Here is a 26341-nt window from a genome sequence, read left to right on the forward strand (position 1 = left end):
AAATCATCTTCGATGCACTAAAATGAATTCCTTTCCTTATGGCACAACGTTAACTGCAAAACTGTTTCGGTAACCTTTTTCTATGGCGCAACGCGCAGCAGCGGTAAGCAGCCTCAAACATGGCAAGTAGCCGTCGTAAACGATTCCATGCACTTCAACCCGTTTCTGGGAGCGCAGCATGCTGATAAGGTAGTGCACAACCTCGTGCGTAATAGTCTGCCCCGGCACCAGCACCGGGATACCCGGCGGGTAGGGAGTAATTTGATCTGCGCAAACCTTGCCATCCAGATCGTTATTTATACGCTCCTGCTCATCCAGCAAAGGCATCAGTTCGCCACCGCAGTAGAACGCATCACGCGGCAGATATTTAAGATTGGTAAAACCGGGGATCTCCGGAATATGATAGAGCCTTCTTGGCGCGCGACCCTCACGCGCGATTCGCATCAGTGCATCATAAAGGCGCGACACTTTACTCCGGGTAGTACCAATGGTAAGAAGCAGAGTAAGAGTATTAAATGTAGACTTCTCCACTTGGATATTATAACGCTCGAACAATTCCCGGATCAAATCCTCCACGGTAAAGCCACAGCGGGAAATGTCCACGGTGACCTTGGTGCTGTCGAGCTGGATATTGTCATGCTTTACCTCATCAGGCATCAGATCGACAAGTTCCAGCACGCGAAAGACGCCGGTTGAATTGATCTGCTCGCGCACTTCCTGCGCCAATTCCAAAGTACGCGACAACAGCTTGTACCCTTCCAGCGTCGCCTGCTTACGGGCAACGTCGAGGCTGGCAATCATGCTGTACTGCGGACTGGTGGAAGTATGCATGTTGAAATTCTCGCGAAACAGATGCTCGTTGAAGCTGGGATCATTGATATGAATCATGCTGGACTGAGAAAAAGCCGACAGTACTTTGTGCGTACTCTGCGTCGCATAATCGGCGCCCGCCTCAAGCGCGGTCGGACGGAAAGCCGGATGAAAACGGGCGAAACCGTACCAGGCTTCGTCGATGATAACTTTTATACCTTTCGCATGCGCTGCCTTGATGATGGGCGGCAAATCATAACGGAGCCCATCATAAGTGCAACTGGTAAGAATAAGCGCCTGCGCATCGGAATGTTCTTCGATGGCATTGAACAGAGTCTGTTTCGGTACCGGTCCATAAACACTGAATTTCTTGTTGACAGATGAGTCGAGATAAATCGGATGAGCGCCGGATAATACGACTCCATGGTGCACGGACTTGTGGCAGTTCCGATCGAGCAACAGCTTCTCGCCCGGGGCGAGCAACGTCTGGAATATCACCTTATTGGCAGTAGAGGTGCCGTTAGTGGCAAAGAAGGTTCTCCGCGCGCCAAAGGCCTTTGCCGCAACCTTTTGCGCTTCAGCAATGACGCCGGTTGGTTCCATCAGCGAATCGAGCATCGGTACCGAGACCGATAGATCGGCACGAAAAATATGCTCACCGATAAACTGATAAAAATCGCTGGCCCAGGGGCTGTCGCGTAGCGAATCGCCTGAGGAATGACCCGGCGTATGCCAGGCATCCTTAGCCATCAATACGTAATTTTTGAGCTGATCATAAAAAGGTGTGCGTGCTTTTTCCTGAAGCTGAGCATTAAGGATGCGGTACATCCCACGATAATCGCGCTCTTCGCGGTAGAAATAGCCATCAACCGTTTCGGTAAAGAGGGCATCCACCACTTCATCCTCTTTCTCCTGGGCAATTAAAATATAGATATCCAGCTCAGGGCGAAAACGGGTAATTTCCTGCACCAGCTTCAATGCGGTCATTTGCAGGTTGCGGGAACCCTTCTCACCATTTTTCAACGTATAAAGCGTATCGTCCACCAGTACCGATTGAATATCGCCGTCATCCTGGATCGCTTGCAGTGCTTCGCGTGCAGTGGTAACGCCGGCAAAAGTGATGCCCAACGGGTTTTCCAGGGACTTGGCGGCGCCATTCAATCCCTTGATGAATTCCTTCAGTATCAGGTTCTCGTCATTGATGATGAGAATTCGGCTCGTGGGTTTCTTCATGAACACCATTTCTTAAAATATGAAAATCGCTTTATGCGCCAAAACAATGGTGATTGCAAGTCGCAGGATATCTAAATAAACCGTCGCGAGTCGCATTTTTCCGGCTGAAATGCAGCCGGGGTTGGAACAGTCTATAGTGACAGGATGAAACTGTTCGTCCTCACGCTGCGTAGTGGTATCGCAGCAATACTGCTCCTGTTGCCGACGTTCGTTCCGGCTGCGCCGGTGGTGGTAACGACGGTAGAAGGTCCTATTGCGCCAGCCAGCGCTGATTTCGTCCAGCGCAGCCTGGAGCGTGCAGCCGCCGAGGGTGCGCTACTTGTCGTATTGCAACTGGATACGCCGGGCGGCCTCGATTCTTCGATGCGGCAGATCATACGCGGCATTCTTGCCTCACCCGTGCCGGTAGCGGCCTTCGTGGCGCCGAGCGGAGCCCGGGCAGCAAGTGCCGGGACCTATATCCTTTATGCCAGCCACATCGCAGCGATGGCACCCGGTACAAATCTGGGTGCGGCGACCCCGGTACAGATTGGCGGTCTGCCTGAGCCTGAGCCGAAACCAGAGCCTGGGCCTGAAACCAGGCCCAAACCGTCTCAAAACTCATCCGCAAATCAGGCAGACGAGACCGGCGGCCGGGATATAGCGACAGAAGACAGGATGCCCAAAAAAGACGCAATGTCGCGCAAAATAATCCACGATGCCGCGGCTTATATACGCGCGCTTGCGCAGATGCGAAAGCGCAACGTTGAATGGGCGGAACGCGCTGTGCATGAAGCCGTAAGCTTATCAGCAGCCGACGCCCTGAATCTCAAGGTCATCGATTATGTCGCTGCTGACGTGCCAGATCTGTTAAGGCAGCTGAATGGCCGGGAAGTGACCATACTCGGGCAGAACCTGACCCTTGATACCCTTTCAGCCACAATACAAGCTGTCGAGCCCGATTGGCGTACAAGACTACTCGCCGTCATTACCAATCCCAGCGTCGCCTACATACTGATGCTTATCGGCATTTACGGATTGTTCTTCGAGTTTTCCAATCCAGGTTTTGTATTACCCGGCGTGGCGGGCGCCATCTGCCTCTTGCTTGCCCTGTACGCATTCCAGTTATTGCCGGTCAGCTATGCCGGACTCGCCTTGATTCTGCTCGGCATCGCGTTCATCACGGCAGAAGCCTTTTTACCGAGCTTCGGCGCACTTGGCGTTGGCGGGATGATTGCTTTTATAGCCGGCTCGTTGATGCTGATCGACACCGACCTTCCCGGCTACGGCATTCCCTGGCCCATGATCGCAGGGATATCCGTGGCTAGCGCACTATTTCTGATTTCCGTCGCCGGCATGGCGCTGAAATCACGGCACAACCCCATCGTCAGCGGCCATGAAGCGATGATCGGCGCCGTGGGCGAGATGCTGGAGGATACTTCCGGCGAAGGCATGGTGCGCGTTCATGGCGAGTTGTGGAGCGCGCATAGTGAGCAACCTCTGGCCCGAGGACAGAAAGTGCGCGTAACAGAAATCCACGGTCTGGTTTTACATGTGGTCCCGGCAGAGAAATAGTCCAGAGAAATAACCAAAGGAGATTTCCATGTTCGCCAATTTTGGTTTTTTTAGTACACTCATTATCATCCTTATCGCAGTGCTTTTCTCGGCATTTCGCATATTACGGGAATATGAGCGTGGGGTGATCTTTCTGCTTGGCCGCTTTCAAACAGTCAAAGGCCCCGGCCTGATCATAATAATCCCCGGCATTCAGAAAATGGTGCGAGTCGACCTGCGTACTGTGGTCATGGATGTCCCCAGCCAAGACGTGATTTCGCGCGACAACGTTTCGGTAAAGGTCAACGCCGTGGTGTATTTTCGGGTAGTCGATCCACAAAAATCCATCATCCAGGTGGAAAATTTCCTTGCCGCCACCAGTCAGTTTGCACAGACTACTCTGCGTTCCGTGCTGGGCAAGCATGAGCTGGATGAAATGCTGGCGGAACGTGAGAAGCTCAATTTGGATATTCAGAAGGTGCTGGATATTCAGACCGATGCCTGGGGCATCAAGGTATCCAACGTCGAGATAAAACATGTGGATATTGATGAATCCATGATAAGAGCCATTGCCAGGCAGGCGGAGGCAGAGCGTGAGCGTCGCGCAAAAGTGATTCATGCCGAAGGCGAATTGCAGGCATCGGACAAATTGATGCAAGCGGCGCAAATTCTTTCCCAGCAAACCGGGGCAATGCAGTTGCGCTATCTCCAGACGCTCACAAACATCGCGAGTGATAAATCCAATACCATTATTTTTCCGATACCGATGGACCTGGTATCGCCGCTAATGGATGTCCTCAAGAATCGCAATCCGGAAATTCCCTGACACGACTGAGGATCGAGGACGGCTGATTTTCTATACATCAGCCCCGCTGTATCTGTATGAGCACCGATAACGCGGACTTCACCCAGCTAAAACCGATCCTTTCCTGCTCAAGACGCAGATTCTTGCGTATCCGGTGGCATGGTGTTGCGCTCTAGCTCTACTTCGTTTGCTGTGATCGACTTACGGTGGGACTTTCACCCACAAGTGCGCCCCTATGCTACCGCATAACAAAAAAGCCCGGAAACCCGGGCTTTTTTTATGCTGTCGAACGATCAGGAGGCCATCGTCTAGGACGCCATCGTCTTAATGGCGGCCGATAGCCGGCTTTTATGGCGAGCTGCCTTATTCTTGTGGATGATACCCTTGTCCGCAATGGAATCTATAGTACCGATGGAAGCCGCGAACGCAGCCTGTGCAATGGTTTTGTCGGTAGACTCGATAGCTTTTCTCACATGCTTGATTGCGGTGCGCAATTCCGAGCGCAGGCTCGTATTACGGTCGCGCTGGCTGACATTTTGTCTCGCACGTTTTCTGGCTTGTGCACTATTGGCCATTAAAATTCCTCGAATTAAATGTTACGCAAATTTTATAAATGATACGGATGTTCCCGGCATATTGCAAGGAAAACCGAGAGTATTATAAGCCATGGACATCCCAAGATTCTCTAACATCAACCGGTTCTTCTCAAAGGTACAATTCTGAGTTCTCTTTCATCAGGGTGGCGCCAGCGCAATGAATGTGAGGCTCCATCTCATGAGTTCGTCCATAACATACATCCGTATATGTGCAAAGTCGGGTACTTTAAACATACTGAAGTTGACGAAGCCATGCCCATCAGGTAGACTTTGAGTCAAGGAATATTCTGCGGTAAGTTTCGTCTAAACTTCAGTTCTTACGTCAGTAAAATACGGATATTAGAACGCATCGAAATGAAAACGATAAATATTTTTGCCGCGTTGTCCCTGCTTGGCTTGCTGGCCTCATTGAGTTCGCCCGTAACAGCAACCGTCGATAATTCCGATATCCCGCCCGAGCAGGATGCCCCAGCCGGAAGCGACCACGAAGCCATAGCGAAATACTATGAAGATGAGGCCAGAAAGCGGCATGAGATTGTGGCCAAATACTATGAAGATGAAGCCAGGAAGGCACAGGCAAAGACGAGAGAATTAAAACTGTTACTTGAGCATTACGAGGAAAAAAGCTATCTCTACGGGAAAAAAGCTCAGGATCTGCAAGCGCATACCACCGCGTTAATACGCAAGTATGAAAAAGCCGCGAAGGCGGATGCGAAGGAAGCTGCCACTCACCGGCAGATCGCCTTAAAATTTAAAGAAAAAAATTACGCTGCCGCATCCAGCGTACAAAAATTTAGGGTCGTAAATGAATCTCACTAGTGGGTTTCGACAGGATAACTGAGGATTTTTCGCTAGGCCGAGCAATCCCGCCAGCCTGGCGCACTGCGTTGGCATTGCCCCCACCCCATTCCACCCTATTGATCCTTAGCCCCCAACCTCCACCCATCTTTACCGATGCGAATAACGCGAGTGTTGCACTATCGGCGAGCACGGAAATCTTGAAAACCTGATCGACCTATGTCGGTGGTTTCCGACGCCGGGGTTGCTTTAAACTGATGAAATCGATGAACGATCCGGACGTCCGGCGGGCGCTTTATTTCGTTATCTGCTTTTGAAGTCACCGGAGACATGATAGTGCGCAATCCGTTTCACAATGATAACCTCGGTAAATTGATCCTCCGCGTTACGGTAGGAACGCTGATACTTTTCCATGGCGTACACAAGATACTCAATCCAGGCTCTCTCGATTTCATCAGCAAGCAACTCACTGGCAATAATCTACCTCAGGCCCTGGCTTATGGGGTTTATCTGGGTGAGGTTATCGCACCCCTAATGATAATCCTGGGAATTTTTTCACGCCTCGGCGGTTTACTTGTTTTCGGCAATATGATGTTTGCACTTTTTCTGGCACACCGCAGCCAGCTGTTTACTTTGACGACTTCAGGTGGCTGGGCGCTGGAATTACAGGGTTTTTATTTATTTTCGGGTCTCGCGGTATTATTCCTGGGCAGTGGCCGGATGGCAATCAGACCGGATTAGTGTGTTAGCATAGTCAGCTCTACCGTTTAAGCTGTTTACAAGATTAATTAGCACGGGTAATTACCACCATGAGCACCGTCAATTCTGAAAAATACCGCTGGCATTCATTCGACGATCTGTCAGCTTTACAGGAAGCAGCGCTAGGCGCCATTCTCGACGGTGCCTCGATGGCGATACAGGAACGCGGACGTTTCAATCTCGTACTGGCTGGCGGTGAAACCCCGCGCGGAATTTATCAGCGATTGCGATCGGCCCCTACGGATTGGACTGCCTGGCACATCTATTTTGGCGATGAGCGCTGCATGCCGCCTACGGTGGAAGAGTTGAATTTTTGTATGGCCGGGGAAGCATGGCTTAATCATGTGCCCATTCCCCCAAGCCAGGTACATGCAATACCGAGCGAGATTCGTGCGGATAAAGCAGCTAATGAATATGCACAAACCCTACGGGGCGTTGACATGTTCGATCTGACCTTGCTTGGGCTCGGGGAAGATGGCCATACTGCAAGCCTGTTCCCCGGTAACGAATGGGGCACTGCTCCGGATTCTCCCGATACACTGGCGATTTTCAATTCGCCCAAGCGGCCGCCCCAGCGGGTATCGCTCAGTGCCGCGCGGCTAAGCCGTTCGCGTCAGATAATTTTTCTGGTGAGTGGCGCATCGAAGCATAAAGCAGTGGCGAGGTGGCGTGCTGGGGAGAATATCCCTGCGCGAGCGATAATGGGTGAAACGGGTGTCGATGTGCTGGTGGAATCCGCTTTATTGCTGCCGCTTGCGGGATGATGCACTGAACCCTCAGGCAGAAGAGAAAAGAAAGAGAAAGGCAAAAAAAAAGGAGTAGAAGCTACTCCTTTTTAGGCAAAAATCTGAATCTACAAAGATCACCACCGCGAGCCATGCATTCGTGGTGCTCAACCTTGGTATCGGTAAACGTTTCCATCAGGCCTTTATCCAGGTGGCAGATTTCCAGATCTTTTACCGCCATCTGATGAAAGACACAATTATCGGCTTCAATAACCGGCTCGCCACCCGGCAATGTCGCATTTCTCGCGTTGTAACCGAGCTGATCCATTACCTCGGCAAGCTTTTCAACCTTTTCCTGTTGCGTAGTCAGTTCCGGGTACTGGCTTCGTATCTGCCGCGCTATACCTGCGCCAATATCATTCAACCGCTTACCCATGTTTTCCGCACCTTCTTCACGCTGAACCGACGCCAGCACCAGTTGCGCAAGCCACGAATATTGACGGGGAAAACTTTCCTGGCCAAGCTCGGTGAGAACATAAAGTTGCTGAGGACGGCCTCCTCCAGATGGGCGCGTAGCACCTGCCGCAATTAATCCTGCCGCTTCCAGGGATGCGAGGTGCTGTCGCACGGCATTTCGGGTAATTTCAAGCCCTTTCGAAAGCTCATCCACACTCATGCCGGTTCTGTTTCCACGCAATAGCTTGAGTAACTGCTTTTGACGCGCACCCATTTTATTAACCATTTGGTTATACCTCCTTGCCCCCTCTGCTTTAAGAAATCGAAAAAATTGTTATAACGCATCTATCACTATACGCTATCTTGATATACTTTACACATAAAATAGTTGACAAATTCACGCTCATTCCATACAATTTTTCCCAGACAAATAATTTATTGTAGCCCTTGCTTCGCCACTTTTGGAGCACTCGCTCGATTCTAAAGGAGAGCGCGGCATGAGAACAAGAAATTTATTGGCAGCCTTATCCCTCAGCTTATTGGCCGCCTGCGCGCAGATGAGCCCTCATGAAGCCCTGCAGAACACCAATATCAGAAAAGCTTCCCAGAATGCCAGAACGCGCAGCGACCATGATGCTCTGACGCAGTATTTTGAAAATACAGCGAGAGAAATGCAGGCGAAGGCGAAGGAGCAAAAGAAATTACTTGAGCACTACGAAGAGAAAGGCTATCTCTATGGCCGTCGAGCCCAAGATTTGAAATCGCATACTTCTGCTTTGGTTCGTAAATACGAAGCAAACGCGGAAGAAAGCATAAAAGAAGCCGCGGCTCACCGGCAAATGGCATCAGAACAGGCACAACGTGAATTTGCCGCCCGCGAAGGGCAAATTGTAGACGCTGCCAAGCTAAATCCTAATTCCAATTAGGTTCTACCCCCAACGAAACCATCACGAAACATGCCGTTCTAGCCTGGCTGGCGGTTCAGTCCTTCCATGCCGGAAATCTTGGCAAGCCCAGGAAAAAATCCATATCGTGATTGGGCCAAAGCTGTGCGTTTTCTGCGCGCGCGAGCGCCTTTAGCTTACGAATGCTCGCGAGCGCCAGGGCTTCGTTATCCTGCCAGCAGTAGCCCGGAGCGATTTCCTCATCCAGGTTTTCCACTAGATCTGCTGCATCTCCACACAAAATGACCGGCTGCCCTTTTTGCAGTTCGATGAACAGCGACATATGTCCGGCAGTGTGCCCGGGGCTGGCAACCGCTTGCACGCCAGGGGTCAGCATATACTCTCCAGTCATTATCTCCCATTGTCCCGCACTCGCCAGCTCATCGGTAAACACGCTGCTATCCTGTCCGGTGCGCGCTGCCGCCACTTCCTCAGCCTGAACATGCACCTCGCAACCCGGCAGGTCGCAAAGGCCGCCTGCGTGGTCGAAATGCAAATGCCCGATAAACACGACATCGATATCGGATGGCCCGAGCCCCAACCGTGCCAGATAGCGAGGGATACGTTGCCCTTCCTCCATGGCAGGCGGCTCGAATGAATGACGCATGGGCTCGAAATATTTTGTGCGCAACGCTGGATCAGCAAGCTTGCGATAGTCGCAACCGACATCATAGAGGATGCGTCCATTTGGCGTTTCGACCAAATAGGCAAGAATCGGCGCATCGATAAACCTGCCATGGCCGCGGTTGCGTGTCGAGATTGTCTTCTCGTAGCGATACGTGCCTGTCAGCAGTGGCCAAATCTTCGTATCGCGAGGCATATTAAGTTCCCATTGTTTCCAGACCTCGCCAATGCAGATTGACGTCCTCAGTTAACTTCAATGGTGTTCAGTCTCGAATGCCGAGTGTTCTGACTGTTCGGGGTGTTCGAGGTGTTCGGGGTGTTCGGGGTGTGCGGGGTGTGCGGGGTGTTCGGCGGTTTCGTCAATACTTGAATGATTCATCTTGCCGAATATCAGATGAGCGGAAAAATTCAATCCCAAAGGCACCAGCAATGCAACCACCAGCAATGCCGCCAGTGCGGTGTTAACGCTTACGTCGATTTCTCCGCGCGCTATTTTCCTGAGAACCCATATAGCCAGACAAAGCAATCCAGTCAGGATTATGACGCTAATGATTACTAAACCGCTATCAGCCATGGTTTACCCGGTTTTTGATCGACAATATTACCGTAATTACTGGTTACTGTTACGCCCAAAATTACGGTTCAGCGTGCCATGAAATGCTGAATGCAACCAGAAAGCAGCAATGTCGAAACTGGACAAGCTCGAATGACACGGCTTGATCGAATCAGCCAGAAAACCTATCTTAAACTTGGACTTGAGGGAAAGCTTGCGATTGACATCCTTGATTATCCCCTTTAGTATTAAGCCCGGATTCGCGCGGGGCGAACTCCGGAATAAAAACATAGGCAGAATTACAATTCTAACGATGAGTAGATCGCTAATCGTTAAGCTGGTCGCGTTCAAGGTGTTTTTTCCTTTGGCCAGGGATGTCGAGAATTGTAAGTACCGTTAAGCAAGAGCGGCTGCTATTTCATTAAAACGTAACGTATAGTAAAGGAAAGTGATTATGAAAAAAACCATAACGATGTTTGCGAGTCTAGCTTTGGGGTTGCTGTTAGTAGGAACCGCGCAAGCAAACGAGCAAAAATTCAAGGTAGTTATCAATGCTTATGACACCACAATTCCTGAGCTCAATATAGAAGGTGTGACAGTCAAGAATATTCGCGCGTTCAACGTTATCAACGCGCCCGAGACTTTGGCTGTGAAAAAAAATACCAAGGTAACGATTACCGTAGAGAACAAATCTCCCATCAGCGAGGGTTTTTCCATCGACGAATATGGAATTAAAGAAGTACTCAAGGCCGGAGAAACAAAAGATATCACTTTGGTAGCGAAAAAGAGCGGTGCGTTTACAATCTACTGCCAGCTTCATCCTTTGAATGTCCATTTATCGGGCACCTTGAACGTCATAGACTAAAGTACTTTGCTCGGAGACTATGAAGTAGCAGGATCGGCGGCACAGTAGAAAAAACGGAAGCAGCGAAGCTAACATCGACAACAACAGATTGGCGTGCCGATTTGGTCAATGTCAGCTTCGAAGCTGCCGAACGCCGAAGCGGAAGTGGTATGGCAGGGCTCTTAAGATCGGAATGCAATAGTTGATAAGGTGCATTTAATCTGCCATACCGTGGCTGTTCATAATAAGCCTGATACTGCTTAGAAAGGTTATAGAGTATTTCTAGGGAGTAAGTATTGCTCACCTGGAACAATGAAACCCGCTACGCAGCGGGTTTTTTATTTGTAGTAAGTAGCATCGATTTAACAGGATAAGCCTCTTCAAAAGCTGGATTACTAAGTTTGATAGAAGTGTGTCTTTATCGACTTGGGCGGCCACGCTCAACCGCTTCTGCGTAAACGCCAACCCCTTCCTGTCACGCCCATACTCCAACCCTTCATTATCGCTTGGATCGTATTTTGTATGCCACCGAACAGATAAAACTCGTCAAAAGAGCATAATAAAACCTCAAATCAAAACGAGGAGAATTAAAATGACTCTCGGAACGATTCTTATGATTGTGCTGATACTTGCCCTGGTGGGTGCGATTCCAACATGGGGTTACAGCAGCGGCTGGGGTTATGGACCGAGTGGCGGTATCGGATTCGTGCTGTTAATAGTGCTTATTTTGGTTTTGTTGGGGCACATCTAGCTTGCTAAGCTGAAAGCTATGCGGAATTACGAGAAGAGGCCCGCCAGTAGCGTATAGATGACAGATAGCCCCATGCCGAACCATGCGAGCTAGTAGTATTTGCATGAACTGGTGCGGGGCTATCGCTACCAGGGCGACGAAGGCGATGAAGAAGAGGATGAGCAGGGCCATCGGCAAAAAAAAGTATATTCCCATACTTTCTGGGTGGAATAACATCAGTTGTTCAAATTTTTCTAATAACTGAAGAATCGCAGCATTAAATACCAATAGGGTCAGACTAAGTCTGACCCTATTGGCTCTCGATCGGGAGTCGCTCGTTTACGAAGTGCGGTCGGCCTGCTTTGCCTGCCACTGCGCGTACAAGCCCTCTTCGTCTGCAGGCTTCAACGGTCGCAGCACCACTTCCTGCTGCAAGGGAGGGCGAGCCATCTGTGCATAGACGTCAGCAGTCGACAGTCCATACGGTTCGCCCTCATCGTTGGAATAGGCGAACCATGCCCGATGGATACCGCACAGGTGCATTGCGGCCAGGCACATGGGGCATGGGTGACCGCTGGCGTAGATTTCGCAGCCATCCAGATCGGGACGGCCCAGCACACGGCTGGCTTGGCGGATCGCCTGCATTTCAGCGTGACAGGTCGGATCCTGCGTACTATGAATCTCGTTTACCGCTTGGGCGATCACCTGCCCTTGGTATACCAGCACCGCACCGAAAGGCCGACCCCCGGCCTTGATATTGGCCCGGGCCAGCGCCAGGGCTTCTCGCATGTGCTGCTCGCTGCTCATGATTGTGCCTTCTTGTAACCCAAGGTCGACTGTCGCGGCCTCCGATTTTTGAATACCTCAACGTACCCAAGGCTTGCCGGCGTCATCTCCGCTCGGTTTTATAGGGTAGTCCATGCAAGCGCTGGCTCTTGAAATTATTGCCCCCCTTTCAGCCCGGGCGTTATCAACAGTTCATATAGTGGCTCGTCGAGCATACCATGTCGTACTCTTTTAGTTCGTCTTGGAAAGCAAGACTGCCGTACTGACTTCCTCGATCCAAAGAATATAAAAGTTAGGGGCGATTGATAAGAAGCGTTCCGACCGTTAGACAGAAGTGGCTCCGTTTGTTTGAACAGCAACCTGCATTTTTTAAGTGGAATCTCTGCTGGTTCTCACGCTGCCAGTTCAACCGTCGGCAGCATCACGGCATAAGCCTCATCAGGTGTTTTCTTGCCCAGGCTCGAATGTGGCCTGGATCGGTTGTACCAGTCCATGTATTGCATAATGGATACTCTGGCTTCAGCGATCGAGTCATAGGCATGCAAGTACACCCGCTCGTATTTCACCGATTTCCATAGGCGCTCGACAACACATTGTCCCTCCAGGCTCCGCGCCCGTCCATGCTGAGGTTGCAACCCTGTTCCTTGACGGTCTGCACGAACTCCTGCGCGGTGAACTGGCTGCCTTGATCAGTATTCACGATCTCCGGCTTGCCATGGCGATTGAACGCCTCTTGCAGCACATCGACGGCATGGCAGGCTTCCAGCGTGATCGCGACCTTTGCTGCCAATACTCGGCGCGAGGCCCAATCCACGACGGCGGTAAGGTAGATGAATCCTTTGGCCATTGGAATGTAGGTCGAATCGAGCGCCCAGACCTGGTTGGCCCGGTTGATGGTGAGGTTACGCAGCAGGTAGGGATAAATTTCATGGCCGGGGCGTTTCTTGCTGGTACCCGGTTTTCTGTAAAGTGCCTCAATGCCCATGCGCTTCATCAATGTGCCCACGTGCTTGCGTCCAACATCGTACCCCGCTCGATTGAGTTGGTCGCGCAGCATGCGCGCGCCCATGAATGGGTGTTCCAGGTGCAGCTCGTCAATGCGGCGCATGAGCACCATATCTATGGCACTGACTGGTTTAGGCAGATAATACACGCTGCCCCGGCTGATGCCGGCCAACTGGGTCTGACGGCTGATTGAAAGTGCGTGGTGAACGTCTATCATCGCTTTGCGCTCAACAATCCCACCTTGGTGAGCGCGCCTTCTAAAAAATCATTCTCCAGCGTCAGTTGCCCAATCTTGGCGTGCAACACCTTCAAATCAACGGGTGGCTCCGCCGCAGTGTCGCCTCCGCCAAACACGTCGGCAGCCCGTTCGCTCAGTTGCCGTTTCCACTCGGTAATCTGGTTGGGGTGAACTTCAAACCGCTGCGCCAGTTCGGCCAGCGTCTTGTCACCAGCCAGCGCTGCCAGTGCCACTTTGGCTTTGAACGCCGCTGAGTGCGTCCGTCTTGCTCTTTTTGCCATTTCTCTGCTCCATATCAAAGTCCCGCAGGGACCATCAAAAGGTAGCAGATTTTCCACTTATGGGTTTGTTCAAATTCTTGGGGCCACTTCTCTGTAAGGCTTCCTGATGAGTTCTAGCGGTATTCCTGATGGTGGACTATAGGTGGTCTGATGGTTCGCAAAAAAGCCCTAATGCGAGGCAGACAAGCTAAGTAAATCAGCAAGTCCAGTCCAGCACTAGGGCTTTAATGGATAACAACAGGGCGCCGATAGGCACCAATTCGGATTAAAAGGATTCATTATCCGGCACACATCATTATAAATCAAAAGGTTATATCATAGCTTGTCCTGGTTCTTGACCAGGACGAGGCCAGAAAGAGACCAGGAGGGCCAGACTAGGACCAATTCATAGATCAAGACAGGGTACCGGGGGGATAAACCGAACGCCGTGACGTAGGGTACCTCAGGCACTTTTTTACTAAATTATTTTGGTCTGTTTCACCTACACAACAGTTTGAGCTTTACCATTGCTATCTTCACTTAATCACTCGGACAGGAGCAGCAATTGGGAGAAGAATATTCGATAACTTGGTGGGTTGCGGCGATTGTGACTGGAGTTGCATCCACTCTTCTTGCAAGTTGGGTAAAGACCGGGAGCGTTAAGTCCTATGGCTTCTTATCAGAACAACGAGCGAAACTCTTAAAGGAAGCCGAGTTATCCCGGATGGAGCGCATCAGGAGCATAAGCACCTCTCCAAAGTTATTCCACTATTTTGTTATGAGGGCTAACCTCAACTTCCATTGCGCATCCTGGTCTCTCCTATTGGCAATTATAACAGTGGTCCTACTGGTGAGAATAAAGGGGTTGGCCGAGGCGGGAGAGGATGTGAAGATGGTACTGTTGGGGTTAAAAGCCGCGTTCCTTACTCTATTACCCATAACCTTTAGGTTTATATTTAACGGAATAGGTCATTACGAAGATGTAAGGCGGTCCCTCTTCTATAAGGAGAAGCCAGCACCTGAAGAGCCTCCTGCATCTACCTCAACCTGAGTTCCTTCAGGGGACACCTCGCTTACCAGACCTATCTTGTAGCGGCGCATGAGGGCTACCTGAAAAGGGAACTCTTTCATGGGGTATTCTTGTGTAGGTAGTCAACCTACGTTCACTCTCGCTCACTTTAAGCCCACTACCCGGCCAACCAGGGCCCTACCTTCAGTTCACTATCAGTTAACCGGCGTGTTCTATACCATTACCTGCCCTTCGCGCATGCATGCCCGGTTATCCGCATCAGGAAAGCAGAACCCGAAATATGATGAGACGATAACACCCAGCCATGCGCAAGCGTATCTAGCAAAGCTATGGACGCAAATACGGGCCAAGCTTGCCCGTAAGGGAATACACCTTTATGGCTTCCGCGTTGCGGAGCCTCAGCACGATGGCACACCGCACTGGCACATGTTGTTCTTCATGCCAAAGGAACACCTCAGGCAGGTTGGCAGCATCATCAAAGAATGCCATGCGCGAGGATAGTGATGAGCCGGAGGCGGCAAAACACCGTTACAAGGAGGAACGCATAGATCGGTCAAAGGGCACAGCCGCGAGCGCGATGGACCTGGCGTATCTCACTGGGCAGCGTCCGGCTGATACGCTCAAGATGCGCGAAACGGACATACGCGACAGCATGCTGGTGGTCAAACAGGGAAAGTCTGAAAAGGATGGCCAAGCAGAAAAGATTGTGCGCGTAAGGTTGAAAGATGACGCCGGCGCGCTCAACGAACTGGGCCTGCTGATAGAGGAATTCTTGAAACGAAAACGTGGGCAGGCTGTGCGTAACCTGGCACTCGTCATTTCAAAGGGGGGATATGCATTTACCGCCTCCGGACTGGATAACGGTTTTGAACGAGCCCGGATAAAAGCAGCAGCTGCTGCGGAAAAAGCAGGCCAGGCAGATCTTGCGGCCAGAATTCGGGGTTTTCAATTCCGGGATCTACGGGCAAAAGCCGGAACGGAAAAAGCGGACAGCGATGGACTCATGGAAGCCCAGCGCCAGCTAGGCCATTCGTCGGTCACAATGACCGAGCATTACGTGCGCCTGGGGCAGATCGTCACGCCAACCAAGTAGCATACTTTTCGCAATTTTGCGGACCGCTACCGGTTTTGCGGACCAAAATCAAACTGCGAAACTCTCTGAAACCCTTGCTGTTATTGGCTCCCCGACCAGGGCTCGAACCTGGGACCTGCGGATTAACAGTCCGTCGCTCTACCGACTGAGCTATCGGGGAATTGGAGAGGTGCATATACTAATAGCTTGAGCGAGGCTGGTCAATCAAAACCGCCCATCAGTAGTTGCTGACGACGACTGAATTCAGCCTGAGACGGTCTCCTCAGGCCGTTTTGAGTAGATAATTGGCAAGTCAGGTAGCTTAACGTAATCTGACGAAGAACCAAGGCGTGAAAAGAACTCGCGTTCGAGCGAGCACGGCAGGCAGGCGTTGATTGGTGAGAGATAGAACAGAATAACCGACAGTTACTCAACCGCTGGCGCTTCCGTGACGTCACGGAAGCGCCAGCGATTTATTCACTGAAGGCGCTTTTTAATAGTCCTTTTCGGGAACGACAATAACTTTTTCCGTGGAGGTTCCAGGATCTCCCTTTGGACCTTGTGGTCCAGACTTGCTGGTATCTATCGATAGGCAGCCCGCAACTCCAGCGAGCATCACAATCACCGTAAATAGTTTTAATTTTTTCATTTCGATTATCCTTTTGGTAAGTACGGCACTGGAAACCGCCGCGTATACAAGATAACCTGAAGCTCTAGCTCTAACTGTCTGTTACCGTACATAGGGCGTTGCTGCACGCTCTTCTACTCAGTAAAAGAGGATTGGGTTTTTTTCGTGTTTTTGCCTCCACCAACTACTTATTGATTAATCAGCCCAAGTTCCGGGTATCTGCGCCCTCTTCTCATAGCAGGGTCAGTTCATCCAGTTTGCGTATTATAAAGTCCTGAAGCAAGCGGCCTGGCATTCTGCTTGCGGCGCACCACAACCCCTAGCAGGATTAGGCCAGCAAGCATCAAGGCATAAGACTCGGGCTCCGGAATAGTGGCGATAAAGCCGCCTGCAATAAACTGCCCAAGGTTGTTGACGCCGTATGACTCCGTCAAAGGGTCGCCGGGCAGGTTTGCTAGTGAATTAAGATCAGTCATACTACTTCCATTTGTACCTGTGACAAAAGCATGAAAATCGCTGACCGATTCCTCCGGCAGCAGGGGAACTTGGGCGACACCTGCCACTTGCCCGGCGTTATTGACCCCGTATGCCACACTTTCATCTCCGCCCAGCGTGCCGAGGTCGGTCAAGCCCGTACCATTGGCGCCGGAAATAAAAGCATGTGAATTCGTCTGCCCTACTGCCTGCCCTGTATCGTTGACGCCATATGCAAAGGTATCTCCGCCCAGGGTGCCGAGATCCGTCATGCCCGCACCATTGGCATCAGTGATGAACGCACGTTGATCCCCGCTATTCGTAAATGAGTCGCCCACTACCTGTCCGGCGCTGTTGATGCCATGGGCCGCGCTGTAATCTCCTCCCAGCGTACCCAGGTCAGTCATGTTCCCACCCTTCGCATCGGTAGTAAAAGCACGGAAGGATTTATCACCGCTCGTCAGGGAGATTCCTACCGCTTGCCCAGCGGTGTTAATGCCATAGGCCCAACTGGTGCTCCCACCCAAGGTGCCGAGATCAGTCATGCCAACCCCATTGGGGCCGGTGATAAAAGCATGGTAAGCTTTATCCCCGGTTATGAGGGAACGTCCCACAACCTGTCCGGCAGCATTGATGCCATAGGCCCAGCTGTCGCTTCCACCCAAGGTGCCAAGGTCTTTGATGCCTGCGCCATCGGAACCGGTAATGAAAGCATGCGTATTTCCGCCAGACGTTCTGGACCAACCCACCACCTGCCCGGCATCGTTGATGCCGCGAGCAAACGCATCTATCCCGCCTAAGGTTCCGATATCGACCACCGGTTGGTTGGGGACAACGATGAAGGAACGGAAGCCGGCAAAAGCCGTCGGCACGAAACCGAGGCTGACGCCCAGGGTTGCGGCCAAGACAAAGTTTCGGACTTTACAGTTGCGGATAGCTTTCATGTTTTATGCACTCCCGTAAACGTTGCCGCTTGGAAAAAGGGAAAAATACGGTCTAAGTGCATTTCAGGATAGACCAGGTAATGAAAATTTCAAGGTGAAAAAATCGGCTCATGGCTTTCTGTTTACGGTGCCGATCTTGAATCTACCGGCTACCATCATGCTATTGCCTGAGCTCAAGGTATTGCAGGAGATACGATTAGCCAATTGGCCTTTTGCACGTCGCCAATATTTGTATCGCGATTCCAGGGCCGGTGCCATCTGTGCCCCGGTTTTATTTCGAATCGATTATGAATGACGATTGAGCGTATGAAAAAGATTTCCCGCAATGACCCGTGCCCATGCAATAGCGGCCGGAAGTACAAACACTGCTGCCAGAAGCATAAAGCCGGGACTTCATCCGCCTCCTCCGCTCCATCCGCTCCGTCCATTTCGGAATACCTCCAGGCAGGGATTCAATATCATCAAGGCGGAGACCTGCCTCAAGCTCAGGCCGTCTATCAGCGAATACTCCAGGTAGCGCCAGATCACCCCGGTGCGCTGCATTTCATGGGATTAATAGCAAGACAAATGGGAAAAACCGAGATCGCCATCGAGCTTATCGGCAAAGCGCTCGTATTCAAACCGGACTATGCAGAGGCCCATGGTAATCTGGGGAACGCCCTTAAGCAGCAAGGCAGGATGGACGATGCAGTTGCCAGTTATCGCACCGCGCTCAGGCTCAAGCCGGACATGGTGGAGGTATACGTCAACCTGGGAAATTTACTCAAGGAACAGGGCAAACTGGACGAAGCGATTGCCAGTTATCGAAAAGCGCTGACCTTCAATCGGGATTTCGCTGAGATACACACTAATCTTGGGAACGCTCTGAGAGAACAAGGCAAGCCGAATGAAGCGATCGCAAGCTATCGCAGAGCGCTCATGCTCAAACCGGACTCCGCCGAGGCGCACAACAATTTGGGGAATATGCTGGTCGAACGGGGCAATCCCGAAGACGCCGTCGCCTGTTTCCAAAAAGCGTTCATTTTCAGGCCGGACTTTGCCGAGGCGCACAGCAATCTGGGAAATGCGCTTAGCGAACTGGGCAGACTGGATGAAGCAGTTGCGAGCTATCGCAATGCGCTCGCTCGCAAACCGGATTATGCCGAGGCATATAGTAATGTGGGAAATGCGCTGAAAGAGCAAGGGAAGCTGGACGAGGCGGTAATCAATTATCAGTGTGCGCTACGAATTAGCGAAAACCCGGAAATAAAAAGTGGATTTGCTCAGTGCATAGGAAATGTCTACCTTACTCATGAGATTCCCGGCATCCGTGCTTTTGTCACCAGAGCCCTATCTGAGGCATGGAGCCGCCCGGCTGAACTCGGAAACCCGGCTGTATCGCTCATCAAGTTGAATCCGGGCATCAGGCAATGCATAAACCGGGCGAATAGCGCCTGGCCTAGCCCCCTGTCGCCGCAAGAGCTGTTCGAAATCCGCGATTCCAACGGCTCTAGTGGGCAACTCGGTTCCTATAGTCCGGATAGCATGTCCGGCTTTGCCAGCGTCTGCAACGACCTCTTGCTGCAGTGCTTGCTGGAGACTACGCCGGTATGCGATATGGAACTGGAGCGGTTTTTAACCATGGCAAGATATGCCATGCTGCGTGCCGCCATCCACGAGCAAGATCGCAAGGAGGCCACCGTTAATTCATCCGTCGTTTTTTCCGATGCTTTTCCGAATGTACCGGAAGGGAAAGCGCTGGTTTTTTATTGCGCGCTGGCTCGACAGTGCTTTATCAACGAATACATTTTTGCCTGTTCAGGCGAGGAATTAGAACTGGCGCAACGGCTGAAGGATCGCCTTGCTGCCGCTTTAGCAGACTCGCTACCGGTTTCCCCGTTATGGCTGGTTGCTGTGGCGGCGTATTTCCCGCTGATTTCAGTGAGCTCCTCCGAGGCCCTTGTACAGCTGGCCGATATACAGTCCGCCCTTGTACATCCGCTGCTGGATCGTTCCTTGCCCAATGCCCTGGCTGCGCTGCTAGTGCAACAAATACGGGAACCGCTGGAAGAGCTGCGGCTTCGCTCGCTCATCCCACATCTGACGCCTATCGTTGACGATATGTCCCGCCAGGTGCAGAAGCAGTATGAGGAAAACCCGTATCCAAGATGGGTCAAACTGCCCTCATGCCGGGAAACCATTTCGGTTAATCGCTATCTGCGCAACCGATTTTCTTTTTCAATGTTCACTCCGATGAGCCGGCTTGATGAGGCTGACGCAGGAATCGATATTCTGATAGCCGGATGCGGAACGGGTCAACATTCGATTGCAACAGCCCAGCGATATGGCAATGCTAGCGTCCTTGCCGTGGACTTGAGTTTAACGAGCCTGTGTTATGCAAGGAGAAAGACCGAGGAGCTGGGTTTGGGAAACATTGAATATGCGCAGGCCGACATTACCAGCTTAAGCACCCTCAGTTGCACGCTCGGTTCACCTGAAATGCGCGGCCGAATGTTTGACCTCATCGAATCGGTCGGCGTGCTTCATCACCTTGCAAACCCACTGGCAGGGTGGCGAGAACTGCTTGCTTTACTACGCCCCGGCGGATTCATGCGTTTGGGCTTCTACAGCGCATTTGCCAGGCAAAATGAAACTGATGCGAGGCTTTATATTGCCGAAAAGGGATATGCACCGAATGCGGAAGATATCCGGCGCTGCCGGCAGGACATGATGTCTCCCGAAAATGCGTTACGATTCCGAAAAGTTTTGTCCGCCAGGGACTTTTATACGATGAGCGAGTGCCGTGATTTGCTATTTCACGTTCAAGAGCATCACTATACGCTGCCTCAGCTCAAAGAAAACCTGCGGGAACTGGACCTCGCATTTCTCGGATTTTCACTCGAATCCGACGTTTCCAAACGATATAGAGAGCGTTTTCCCGAGGATATATCCCAAACCGACCTGGATAAATGGCACACCTTTGAGCTCGAGAATCGCGACACGTTTAAAGGCATGTATCAGTTCTGGTTACAGAAACCGGCGAATATCCAGCATTGATAGAAGAAGGGAGTTGCAATAGACGGCGGTTCAACTCCCGCGATTATTTCAAGAAAACCCTATCGACTTGATGGAGATTTCCCTTGACATTCTGAAGTAATCCACACTGTCATAATAATCGCACAAATTCCCAAAATCATCCCCTTCAAACTCGCATGAGGCTTAGCTCTTGAGATATCTAATTGATTTTAAACCAGTATTCAAACGTTCAAAAAATAACCAGGTAAGAAAATACTGTTACGGGTACGTGACTTACCCAACCTGTGAAGAGGTTATCAACAAACTTATCCACAGCAATTGTGGACAATAAAACTTCTCCCACCGCTGCCAAAAACATCCTTCCTCAAAGCATTGTGAGAGACTTTATGGCTTAGTAACTGCTACATATGGTCTTTCGAGCTTTAAAGCTTTTTCTCTTTGCTCATGTCAACTCGCCTTTGGTTAACCCAGCCACTCCAGCTATTTCATTAGGTTGGCCGGATTTTCATACTCCTCCAGACGAAGCGCAGTTTCCACGGCTTTTCTCGCTTCTTCCACCGTCTTGACACGCGAAAGATCAACTGCCGGATTAGGGTAGCTGTGCCAGAATGAAAAACCTGCGGCCGTGATCCATAGGAGGCCTCTGACGTGCTGGTCTATAAATACCTCTTGATGATGTTCGTCAATTATTTTCCATTCCAAGTCCATAGCTCAAGCTCCTCAGCAGGTTATAATAAGAAACTGTTAGTAACTGCAGACCCCATCAATCCATTGAGCCCTTGCGTTAGGGCACGTTGCGCCCACCGGTGCGTATATCGCATCTCCGACTCTCAATCGAGGCGAAAAACTGGTTCAACCCCGCCGAGCTTGTGGCGGCAACCCCTGTTTCGAGATGCTCGAGTAAGAGGGGATCGAAGCCCAGTCTACCAAAATTATATGCATTGTTTAACTCGCCTTGGAGAAAATATGGTTCGGAGTGTCAAGACACACTGGAATATTTTGTTACCCATTGCCGTGGCGGTGATGCTTGCCGGTCCAGTGGCAAAAGCCGATACGGTTACCGAATGGAACCGCAAGGCCGGTGATATTCTTGTTGATTCCGGGTTGGGACCACTGCCGGTTGATCGCGCGCTGGCTATCGTTCACGCTTCCGTATACGAAGCGGTGAATGCAATCACCCGGCGCTATCCTGCCAGAGACGTCAAGCTTAAAGCGGCCCCAGGGGCCTCGGTCGACGCCGCTATTGCGTCAGCAAACCGTGCCGCCCTGGTGAAACTCGTACCATCGCGGCTGGCGGAAATCGACGTTGCTTACCAGGCGGCGCTGATTACCATCGCCGATTGCCGGGCCAAGACCGAAGGCATTACAGTAGGGAATGAAGCAGCGGCGGCGATTCTAGCCATGCGCGCTGGCGATGGGGCGACGACAGGTGAAACATACCGGCCTCGCACCTCTCCAGGCGTCTATGTGCCTACCGTAATACCCGAAGCGCCCCAATGGGCGAAGATGAAACCATGGTTGATGATAAATCCTGCTCAGTTCCGTCCCGGCCCGCCCCCGCAGCTTGACAGCGCGATATGGGCGCGCGACTACAACGAGGTCAAGACGCTCGGCGGTAAGCACAGCGATCGCCGTACTACCGAACAAACCAATATCGCCCTCTTCTGGGAAGAAGTGATGCCGCCGATTTACCATGGGGTTGTACGCTCCGTTGCCGAGGCTGACGGAAGAGACATTACCCAGAACGCACGCTTGTTCGCGGCTGTGACTCAAGCATCGCACGATGCGTTAATCGCCGTGTTTGATGCAAAGTATCATTATGGCTTCTGGCGACCGGTCACCGCGATCCGTAACGGGGACATCGATGGAAACGACGCAACGGAACGAGACCCGTCCTGGCTGCCTTTCATTGAGACACCGATGCACCCCGAATATCCATGCGCGCATTGCATCGTTGCTGGGGCGGTTGGCGCGGTGCTGCAAGCGGAGATCGGAAAAGGACCTATGCCCCTCCTGACAACCATCAGTAACGCGGCGGGTGGCGTAGCGCGAAGCTGGACGAAAATTGATGATCTTACGCAAGAAGTAAATAATGCACGCATTTACGATGGCGTGCACTACCGCAATTCCGCAGAGGTGGGCGCTGCCATGGGCCGGCAGATCGGCGAACTGGCCGTAACGAAGTATTTGCGGCCACTCAAGTAGAGCGGTCAGGGCGGGATACCGGCAACCGGTGTCTTCCGGCGGTAGCAACGCCGGAAGACATGCAACTCCAGGTTACAGCCAGGTTGCAGTCGCGGTTGCCCATGCCCTGCAGCAGCGGCTTACGATTTCAACACCTCACCACACGCGTTCGACCCATCGAAAGATAAATTTCGCGAACCCGCGCCGGATGTAAACTCCTGGAATCAACATAAGCCCTGCCATAAAACGGCAAAGTTTTTTCTTGACATTTCGGCAATAATCCACATTCGGCCACAAGCAATACGCAGTCGGTACGATTGCCCAAAATCGCCTTGGGCCAACCCGCCTGAGCGCTAGCCGCTTGATCAAACCGCTGATAACAAATGCAGTTCTGTAAAGATTAAAAAACCGCCAAAAACAGAAACATTGTTATATAAAGACCACTTAGTCATCATGCACATAGGTTATCAACAAACTTATCCACAGGAAATGTGAACAACAAATCGGCTTGCCACCACTTCTCCAAGCAGCTTGGACCCGCTATAGCGCGCGCTACCTGTTACCACCGCCGGGAACCAAAGTAAATCGCCCCTGACTAATGTATTTATGTGCCCTACATCAGCGTTGAAGGTGGAACAAGGTTGAATTTTTTCTATTGCTGATTCTTGTGAGGAGAAAAAAGTGAAAAAACATGACGACCCGGATGGACCCACCGCCGTTACTGCTTTGCTTGATCATGGAGCGGAGGTTTTTACGAAAAAAAAGTTTACGCACTCTCAGTCAAAGGCTCAGCAACGTGGAAACGACATAAAAAACGACCGGCAAGAAAAAATGTCCGCTATCAGATCGAGGTCCGAGCAGGAACAATCGAACCGGAACTAGGCGTAAGCTGGCAAGGCGACAAGCATAGGGTTTATAACGCGGCATTACCCCGCCGTAAAGCCAGGTTCGAACTCCGCACATTCCTGTATTCCGCAATTTCAGGCAGGAATCCTGCCACAGCGGCGCGTATTCCATTGGTCTTCAGTTTCAGCAGAGAAACGATTTGTCTTTAGATGTAACCCCCTGTTCCGGCTACATGAGTGGAAAGTTTCAACTCACCCGTATATTCTTGAACTGCCACGGATCACTCCTATCCACATCTTCACTGAATAGCCATCCCCTATCGCACAGAGGAGTCCAATCGGTATATACACCCAGAATTTCTCCGAGATAAGGCCGTGCGATCTTCAAAGTGAGCTCATGGTCAATGTCGTCGGGCTCGACCACACCCGCATCAGGATTTTGAAGCACCCATGCCATGCCGGCCAGAACTCCCGCCACAACCTGCAAGCTTGTTGCATTGTTGTGTGGCATTAGCCGCCGCGCTTCCTGTATCGACAAACGTGAGCCGTACCAGTAGGCCCCCTTGGCGTTACCCATGAGCAGGACGCCAAGTTCATCCACCCCGTCCACTATTTCATCACGAAGGATTCGCTTGTTGGACTGCAAGCGCCAATTCCTGCCTGCCAATTCGTGAATGGAAAGCACGGCGTCGTCACAAGGAAGGTACGCGTAATGCACCGTGGGACGATAAATTACTTTTTCGTTTTCTTTCAACGTAAGATGATCGGCGATGGAAATAGATTCGCTATGCGTAATTAGAAAACCCTGATAGGAGCCACCGAGCGGAACCCAGCTGCGCACACGTGTAGCAGCGCCGGGCTGGTTAAGGTAAATGGCGGCGTCACAACCAAATCCATGCCGTGCACCGTCCCGCGGCCAATGACGCTCATGACTTCCCCACCCCAGTTCTGAAGGCTGAAGACTTTCGCCCACGAACCCTTCGACCGACCAGGTATTGATAAACTCATCGTCACGCTTACGCTGGTTGGTAGTCTGAGTATCTCGCTCAGCGATGTGGATCGTTTTAATTTCAAGGCGAGACGCCAGCTCGGCCCAATCTCCGGGGCTTACCGGCCTCTTTATTGTCAAGCCGGTATCCGCGGCCATATTAAGCAACGCCTGTTTGACAAAGGCAGAAGCAAGGCCAGGGTTGGCGCCGTGAGCTACGAGTGCCGTGGGGCCTCCCCGCTTTTCGCGTGCGAACGCAAGGGCTTTTTCGCGCAATGCATAATTCGAGCGCAACGATACCGATATCGATTTGTCGGTATACCCGCCCAACCATGGCTCAATACAAGTATCAAGGTATAGTGAGCCGCGCTGCCAGCACAGCTCGATCAAGGCAAGGCTGGAAACGTCCACCGACAGGTTGAGCAGGAAATCTCCCTTGTTCAGCCACGGCCCGATTGCGGCAGGGTAGTTTTCTTCTGTCAGCATATGAAGCATAAATTCCACGCCGAATTGCCGCGCAATATCCCGGCCACTCTCATCAGCGGAAATTATCCTGACCTGTTCAGGGCGTATTTCAAGATGTTGAAACAATAGCCTGAGCAAGGCTTGCCCGATGCTGCCGAAACCTACTATTATCAGCTTACCGTTCAAACGCCCGTATTTGTCATACCCTGTCTTTTCCATACTGAGATTTTCCTGTGCTTCTTTGAACATATTTTCCCTCTTTCCCTGGCGCCTGCTGGACAATGTTTCCCATTGGACCACTCGAAAACCGGCCAAACAAAATCCCAATCGCTCGCGCTCGCTTTGGCCCTGCGTTGCCTTGTTACCCGGACCGTCAGGAACTGCACGTAGCAGATTGGGTCAAACTTGTATTCTAGCGCTTCGTATTTCTTTTTGGAGGAGAGCGGCAAAATGACTAATTGTATCCTGCCACAGCATGAAAATCATACTCATCCGCATGGACCCGAATGCGGCCACACAGGTATCGTGCACAACGGGCATGTCGATTACCTGCATGACGGGCATCTGCATCACCCGCACGGCAACCATTTCGATGAGCATGTGATAGACATAACCACGGCCAATCCTGAAAGCTGTACGCCTGAACATCAATGCGCGGGCCATGCGCAAGAACATATACATGGACCTGACTGCGGCCATGAAGCCGTGCCGCATGGCGATCACATGGACTATCTTGTCGATGGCCACCTCCATCACCCGCATGACGACCATTGCGATGATCACGGGGCAGTTACGGTGGCATGATCCGGGAATTGCTGGACGCGTTACGATTGGGTTGGGACATCCACTGGTAAGGGCCGGGTATTCGACGTTAGACATTCTACATCCAGGTAGATAGAGGGTTTATGCGCCCGCTTCTCCTCGGCAGACGAAACCCGCCTGCGGATCATCGCTCAGTCATGGCGGGTAAAACCCGCCCTACGGATTGCTGGTGATC

The 26341-nt window shown here is 51.5% G+C and carries 24 protein-coding genes, 1 tRNA gene and 2 pseudogenes; 14 read left to right on the forward strand and 13 right to left on the reverse strand.

Annotated features, from left to right (window positions below; translation table 11 throughout):
- Nucleotides 1–36: 36 nt before the first annotated feature.
- Nucleotides 37–2043 (reverse strand): aminotransferase class I/II-fold pyridoxal phosphate-dependent enzyme, encoded by a 2007-nt coding sequence (locus BLS94_RS06735; protein ID WP_090959010.1) that lies wholly within the window; start codon nucleotides 2041–2043, stop codon nucleotides 37–39.
- 144 nt (nucleotides 2044–2187) lie between these two features.
- On the opposite strand from BLS94_RS06735, the gene BLS94_RS06740 reads away from it, so the two are divergent.
- Complete coding sequence (locus BLS94_RS06740; RefSeq protein ID WP_090958848.1) at nucleotides 2188–3597, forward strand: NfeD family protein; 1410 nt, start codon at nucleotides 2188–2190, stop codon at nucleotides 3595–3597.
- A gap of 28 nt (nucleotides 3598–3625) precedes the next feature.
- On the forward strand, nucleotides 3626–4402 hold the full coding sequence (locus tag BLS94_RS06745; protein ID WP_072768371.1) for a slipin family protein: 777 nt from the start codon (nucleotides 3626–3628) through the stop codon (nucleotides 4400–4402).
- A gap of 287 nt (nucleotides 4403–4689) precedes the next feature.
- Here the strand turns inward: BLS94_RS06745 and rpsT are convergent, their stop codons facing one another.
- Entirely contained in the window at nucleotides 4690–4956 is a 267-nt protein-coding gene (rpsT, locus tag BLS94_RS06750) for a 30S ribosomal protein S20 (protein ID WP_072768372.1), read from the reverse strand.
- Between the two features lie 375 nt (nucleotides 4957–5331).
- Here rpsT and BLS94_RS06755 point away from each other — a divergent pair, with 375 nt between their 5' ends.
- From BLS94_RS06755 to pgl, 4 genes and pseudogenes are all read left to right on the forward strand, one after another.
- Nucleotides 5332–5796 carry a hypothetical protein gene (locus BLS94_RS06755; protein ID WP_090958851.1) on the forward strand — a complete coding sequence of 155 codons (465 nt, stop codon included), beginning with the start codon at nucleotides 5332–5334 and terminating at the stop codon, nucleotides 5794–5796.
- 227 nt (nucleotides 5797–6023) lie between these two features.
- Nucleotides 6024–6092 (forward strand): annotated as a pseudogene (locus tag BLS94_RS15420) (DUF1641 domain-containing protein); the annotation flags it as partial.
- 13 nt (nucleotides 6093–6105) lie between these two features.
- Nucleotides 6106–6516, forward strand: coding sequence for a DoxX family protein (locus tag BLS94_RS06765; RefSeq protein WP_072768374.1), 411 nt, complete (start codon nucleotides 6106–6108; stop codon nucleotides 6514–6516).
- Between the two features lie 68 nt (nucleotides 6517–6584).
- Complete coding sequence (gene pgl, locus BLS94_RS06770; protein ID WP_090958853.1) at nucleotides 6585–7298, forward strand: 6-phosphogluconolactonase; 714 nt, start codon at nucleotides 6585–6587, stop codon at nucleotides 7296–7298.
- 61 nt (nucleotides 7299–7359) lie between these two features.
- Here the strand turns inward: pgl and BLS94_RS06775 are convergent, their stop codons facing one another.
- Entirely contained in the window at nucleotides 7360–8001 is a 642-nt protein-coding gene (locus BLS94_RS06775) for a helix-turn-helix transcriptional regulator (RefSeq protein WP_072768376.1), read from the reverse strand.
- A gap of 211 nt (nucleotides 8002–8212) precedes the next feature.
- Between BLS94_RS06775 and BLS94_RS06780 the strand changes: the two genes are divergently transcribed.
- Nucleotides 8213–8641, forward strand: coding sequence for a hypothetical protein (locus tag BLS94_RS06780; RefSeq protein ID WP_090958856.1), 429 nt, complete (start codon nucleotides 8213–8215; stop codon nucleotides 8639–8641).
- A gap of 55 nt (nucleotides 8642–8696) precedes the next feature.
- Here the strand turns inward: BLS94_RS06780 and BLS94_RS06785 are convergent, their stop codons facing one another.
- Both BLS94_RS06785 and BLS94_RS06790 read right to left on the reverse strand, forming a co-directional pair.
- On the reverse strand, nucleotides 8697–9479 hold the full coding sequence (locus tag BLS94_RS06785) for an N-acyl homoserine lactonase family protein (RefSeq protein ID WP_090958859.1): 783 nt from the start codon (nucleotides 9477–9479) through the stop codon (nucleotides 8697–8699).
- 57 nt (nucleotides 9480–9536) lie between these two features.
- Entirely contained in the window at nucleotides 9537–9857 is a 321-nt protein-coding gene (locus BLS94_RS06790; RefSeq protein WP_090958862.1) for a hypothetical protein, read from the reverse strand.
- A 433-nt stretch (nucleotides 9858–10290) separates the two neighbouring features.
- On the opposite strand from BLS94_RS06790, the gene BLS94_RS06800 reads away from it, so the two are divergent.
- Together BLS94_RS06800 and BLS94_RS06805 are read left to right on the forward strand one after the other, a co-directional pair.
- Entirely contained in the window at nucleotides 10291–10701 is a 411-nt protein-coding gene (locus BLS94_RS06800; RefSeq protein WP_090958868.1) for a nitrosocyanin, read from the forward strand.
- Nucleotides 10702–11272: 571 nt separating this feature from the next.
- Nucleotides 11273–11431 carry a DUF3309 domain-containing protein gene (locus tag BLS94_RS06805; RefSeq protein WP_072768382.1) on the forward strand — a complete coding sequence of 53 codons (159 nt, stop codon included), beginning with the start codon at nucleotides 11273–11275 and terminating at the stop codon, nucleotides 11429–11431.
- A 318-nt stretch (nucleotides 11432–11749) separates the two neighbouring features.
- Here the strand turns inward: BLS94_RS06805 and BLS94_RS06810 are convergent, their stop codons facing one another.
- Together BLS94_RS06810 and BLS94_RS06815 are read right to left on the reverse strand one after the other, a co-directional pair.
- On the reverse strand, nucleotides 11750–12217 hold the full coding sequence (locus BLS94_RS06810; protein ID WP_090958871.1) for a nucleoside deaminase: 468 nt from the start codon (nucleotides 12215–12217) through the stop codon (nucleotides 11750–11752).
- A gap of 371 nt (nucleotides 12218–12588) precedes the next feature.
- Nucleotides 12589–13720 (reverse strand): annotated as a pseudogene (locus BLS94_RS06815) (IS3 family transposase).
- A gap of 544 nt (nucleotides 13721–14264) precedes the next feature.
- On the opposite strand from BLS94_RS06815, the gene BLS94_RS06820 reads away from it, so the two are divergent.
- The 3 genes from BLS94_RS06820 to BLS94_RS15205 all read left to right on the forward strand — a co-directional run bounded on the left by BLS94_RS06820 (nucleotide 14265) and on the right by BLS94_RS15205 (nucleotide 15822).
- Nucleotides 14265–14750, forward strand: a complete 486-nt coding sequence (locus BLS94_RS06820; protein WP_090958874.1) for a hypothetical protein — start codon at nucleotides 14265–14267, stop codon at nucleotides 14748–14750.
- Between the two features lie 78 nt (nucleotides 14751–14828).
- Nucleotides 14829–15230 carry a replication endonuclease gene (locus tag BLS94_RS15200; RefSeq protein WP_090958878.1) on the forward strand — a complete coding sequence of 134 codons (402 nt, stop codon included), beginning with the start codon at nucleotides 14829–14831 and terminating at the stop codon, nucleotides 15228–15230.
- Nucleotides 15193–15822 carry a tyrosine-type recombinase/integrase gene (locus BLS94_RS15205; RefSeq protein ID WP_256325314.1) on the forward strand — a complete coding sequence of 210 codons (630 nt, stop codon included), beginning with the start codon at nucleotides 15193–15195 and terminating at the stop codon, nucleotides 15820–15822. The genes BLS94_RS15200 and BLS94_RS15205 overlap by 38 nt, the downstream gene beginning before the upstream one ends.
- A gap of 84 nt (nucleotides 15823–15906) precedes the next feature.
- Here the strand turns inward: BLS94_RS15205 and BLS94_RS06835 are convergent.
- The 3 genes from BLS94_RS06835 to BLS94_RS06840 all read right to left on the reverse strand — a co-directional run bounded on the left by BLS94_RS06835 (nucleotide 15907) and on the right by BLS94_RS06840 (nucleotide 17847).
- Nucleotides 15907–15982, reverse strand: a tRNA-Asn gene (locus tag BLS94_RS06835).
- Nucleotides 15983–16294: 312 nt separating this feature from the next.
- Nucleotides 16295–16450: a hypothetical protein gene (locus tag BLS94_RS14850; RefSeq protein WP_176767815.1), complete on the reverse strand. Its 156-nt coding sequence runs from the start codon at nucleotides 16448–16450 to the stop codon at nucleotides 16295–16297.
- 227 nt (nucleotides 16451–16677) lie between these two features.
- On the reverse strand, nucleotides 16678–17847 hold the full coding sequence (locus tag BLS94_RS06840; RefSeq protein ID WP_090958884.1) for a PEP-CTERM sorting domain-containing protein: 1170 nt from the start codon (nucleotides 17845–17847) through the stop codon (nucleotides 16678–16680).
- A gap of 306 nt (nucleotides 17848–18153) precedes the next feature.
- Here BLS94_RS06840 and BLS94_RS06850 point away from each other — a divergent pair, with 306 nt between their 5' ends.
- Nucleotides 18154–20883, forward strand: a complete 2730-nt coding sequence (locus BLS94_RS06850; protein WP_090959013.1) for a tetratricopeptide repeat protein — start codon at nucleotides 18154–18156, stop codon at nucleotides 20881–20883.
- A 459-nt stretch (nucleotides 20884–21342) separates the two neighbouring features.
- Here BLS94_RS06850 and BLS94_RS06855 read toward each other — a convergent pair whose 3' ends face one another.
- Nucleotides 21343–21570: a hypothetical protein gene (locus tag BLS94_RS06855; protein ID WP_072768516.1), complete on the reverse strand. Its 228-nt coding sequence runs from the start codon at nucleotides 21568–21570 to the stop codon at nucleotides 21343–21345.
- A 258-nt stretch (nucleotides 21571–21828) separates the two neighbouring features.
- Between BLS94_RS06855 and BLS94_RS06860 the strand changes: the two genes are divergently transcribed.
- Nucleotides 21829–23067, forward strand: coding sequence for a vanadium-dependent haloperoxidase (locus tag BLS94_RS06860; RefSeq protein ID WP_090958890.1), 1239 nt, complete (start codon nucleotides 21829–21831; stop codon nucleotides 23065–23067).
- A gap of 1071 nt (nucleotides 23068–24138) precedes the next feature.
- Here BLS94_RS06860 and BLS94_RS06870 read toward each other — a convergent pair.
- Both BLS94_RS06870 and BLS94_RS14855 read right to left on the reverse strand, forming a co-directional pair.
- Nucleotides 24139–25593, reverse strand: a complete 1455-nt coding sequence (locus BLS94_RS06870) for a homospermidine synthase (RefSeq protein ID WP_256325315.1) — start codon at nucleotides 25591–25593, stop codon at nucleotides 24139–24141.
- A 150-nt stretch (nucleotides 25594–25743) separates the two neighbouring features.
- The gene (locus BLS94_RS14855; RefSeq protein WP_176767816.1) at nucleotides 25744–26223 is read right to left on the reverse strand and encodes a hypothetical protein; all 480 of its coding nucleotides are present in this window, start codon (nucleotides 26221–26223) and stop codon (nucleotides 25744–25746) included.
- Nucleotides 26224–26341: the final 118 nt, after the last annotated feature.

It is taken from the genome of Nitrosospira sp. Nsp18 (assembly GCF_900103145.1).
Taxonomy (GTDB): domain Bacteria; phylum Pseudomonadota; class Gammaproteobacteria; order Burkholderiales; family Nitrosomonadaceae; genus Nitrosospira.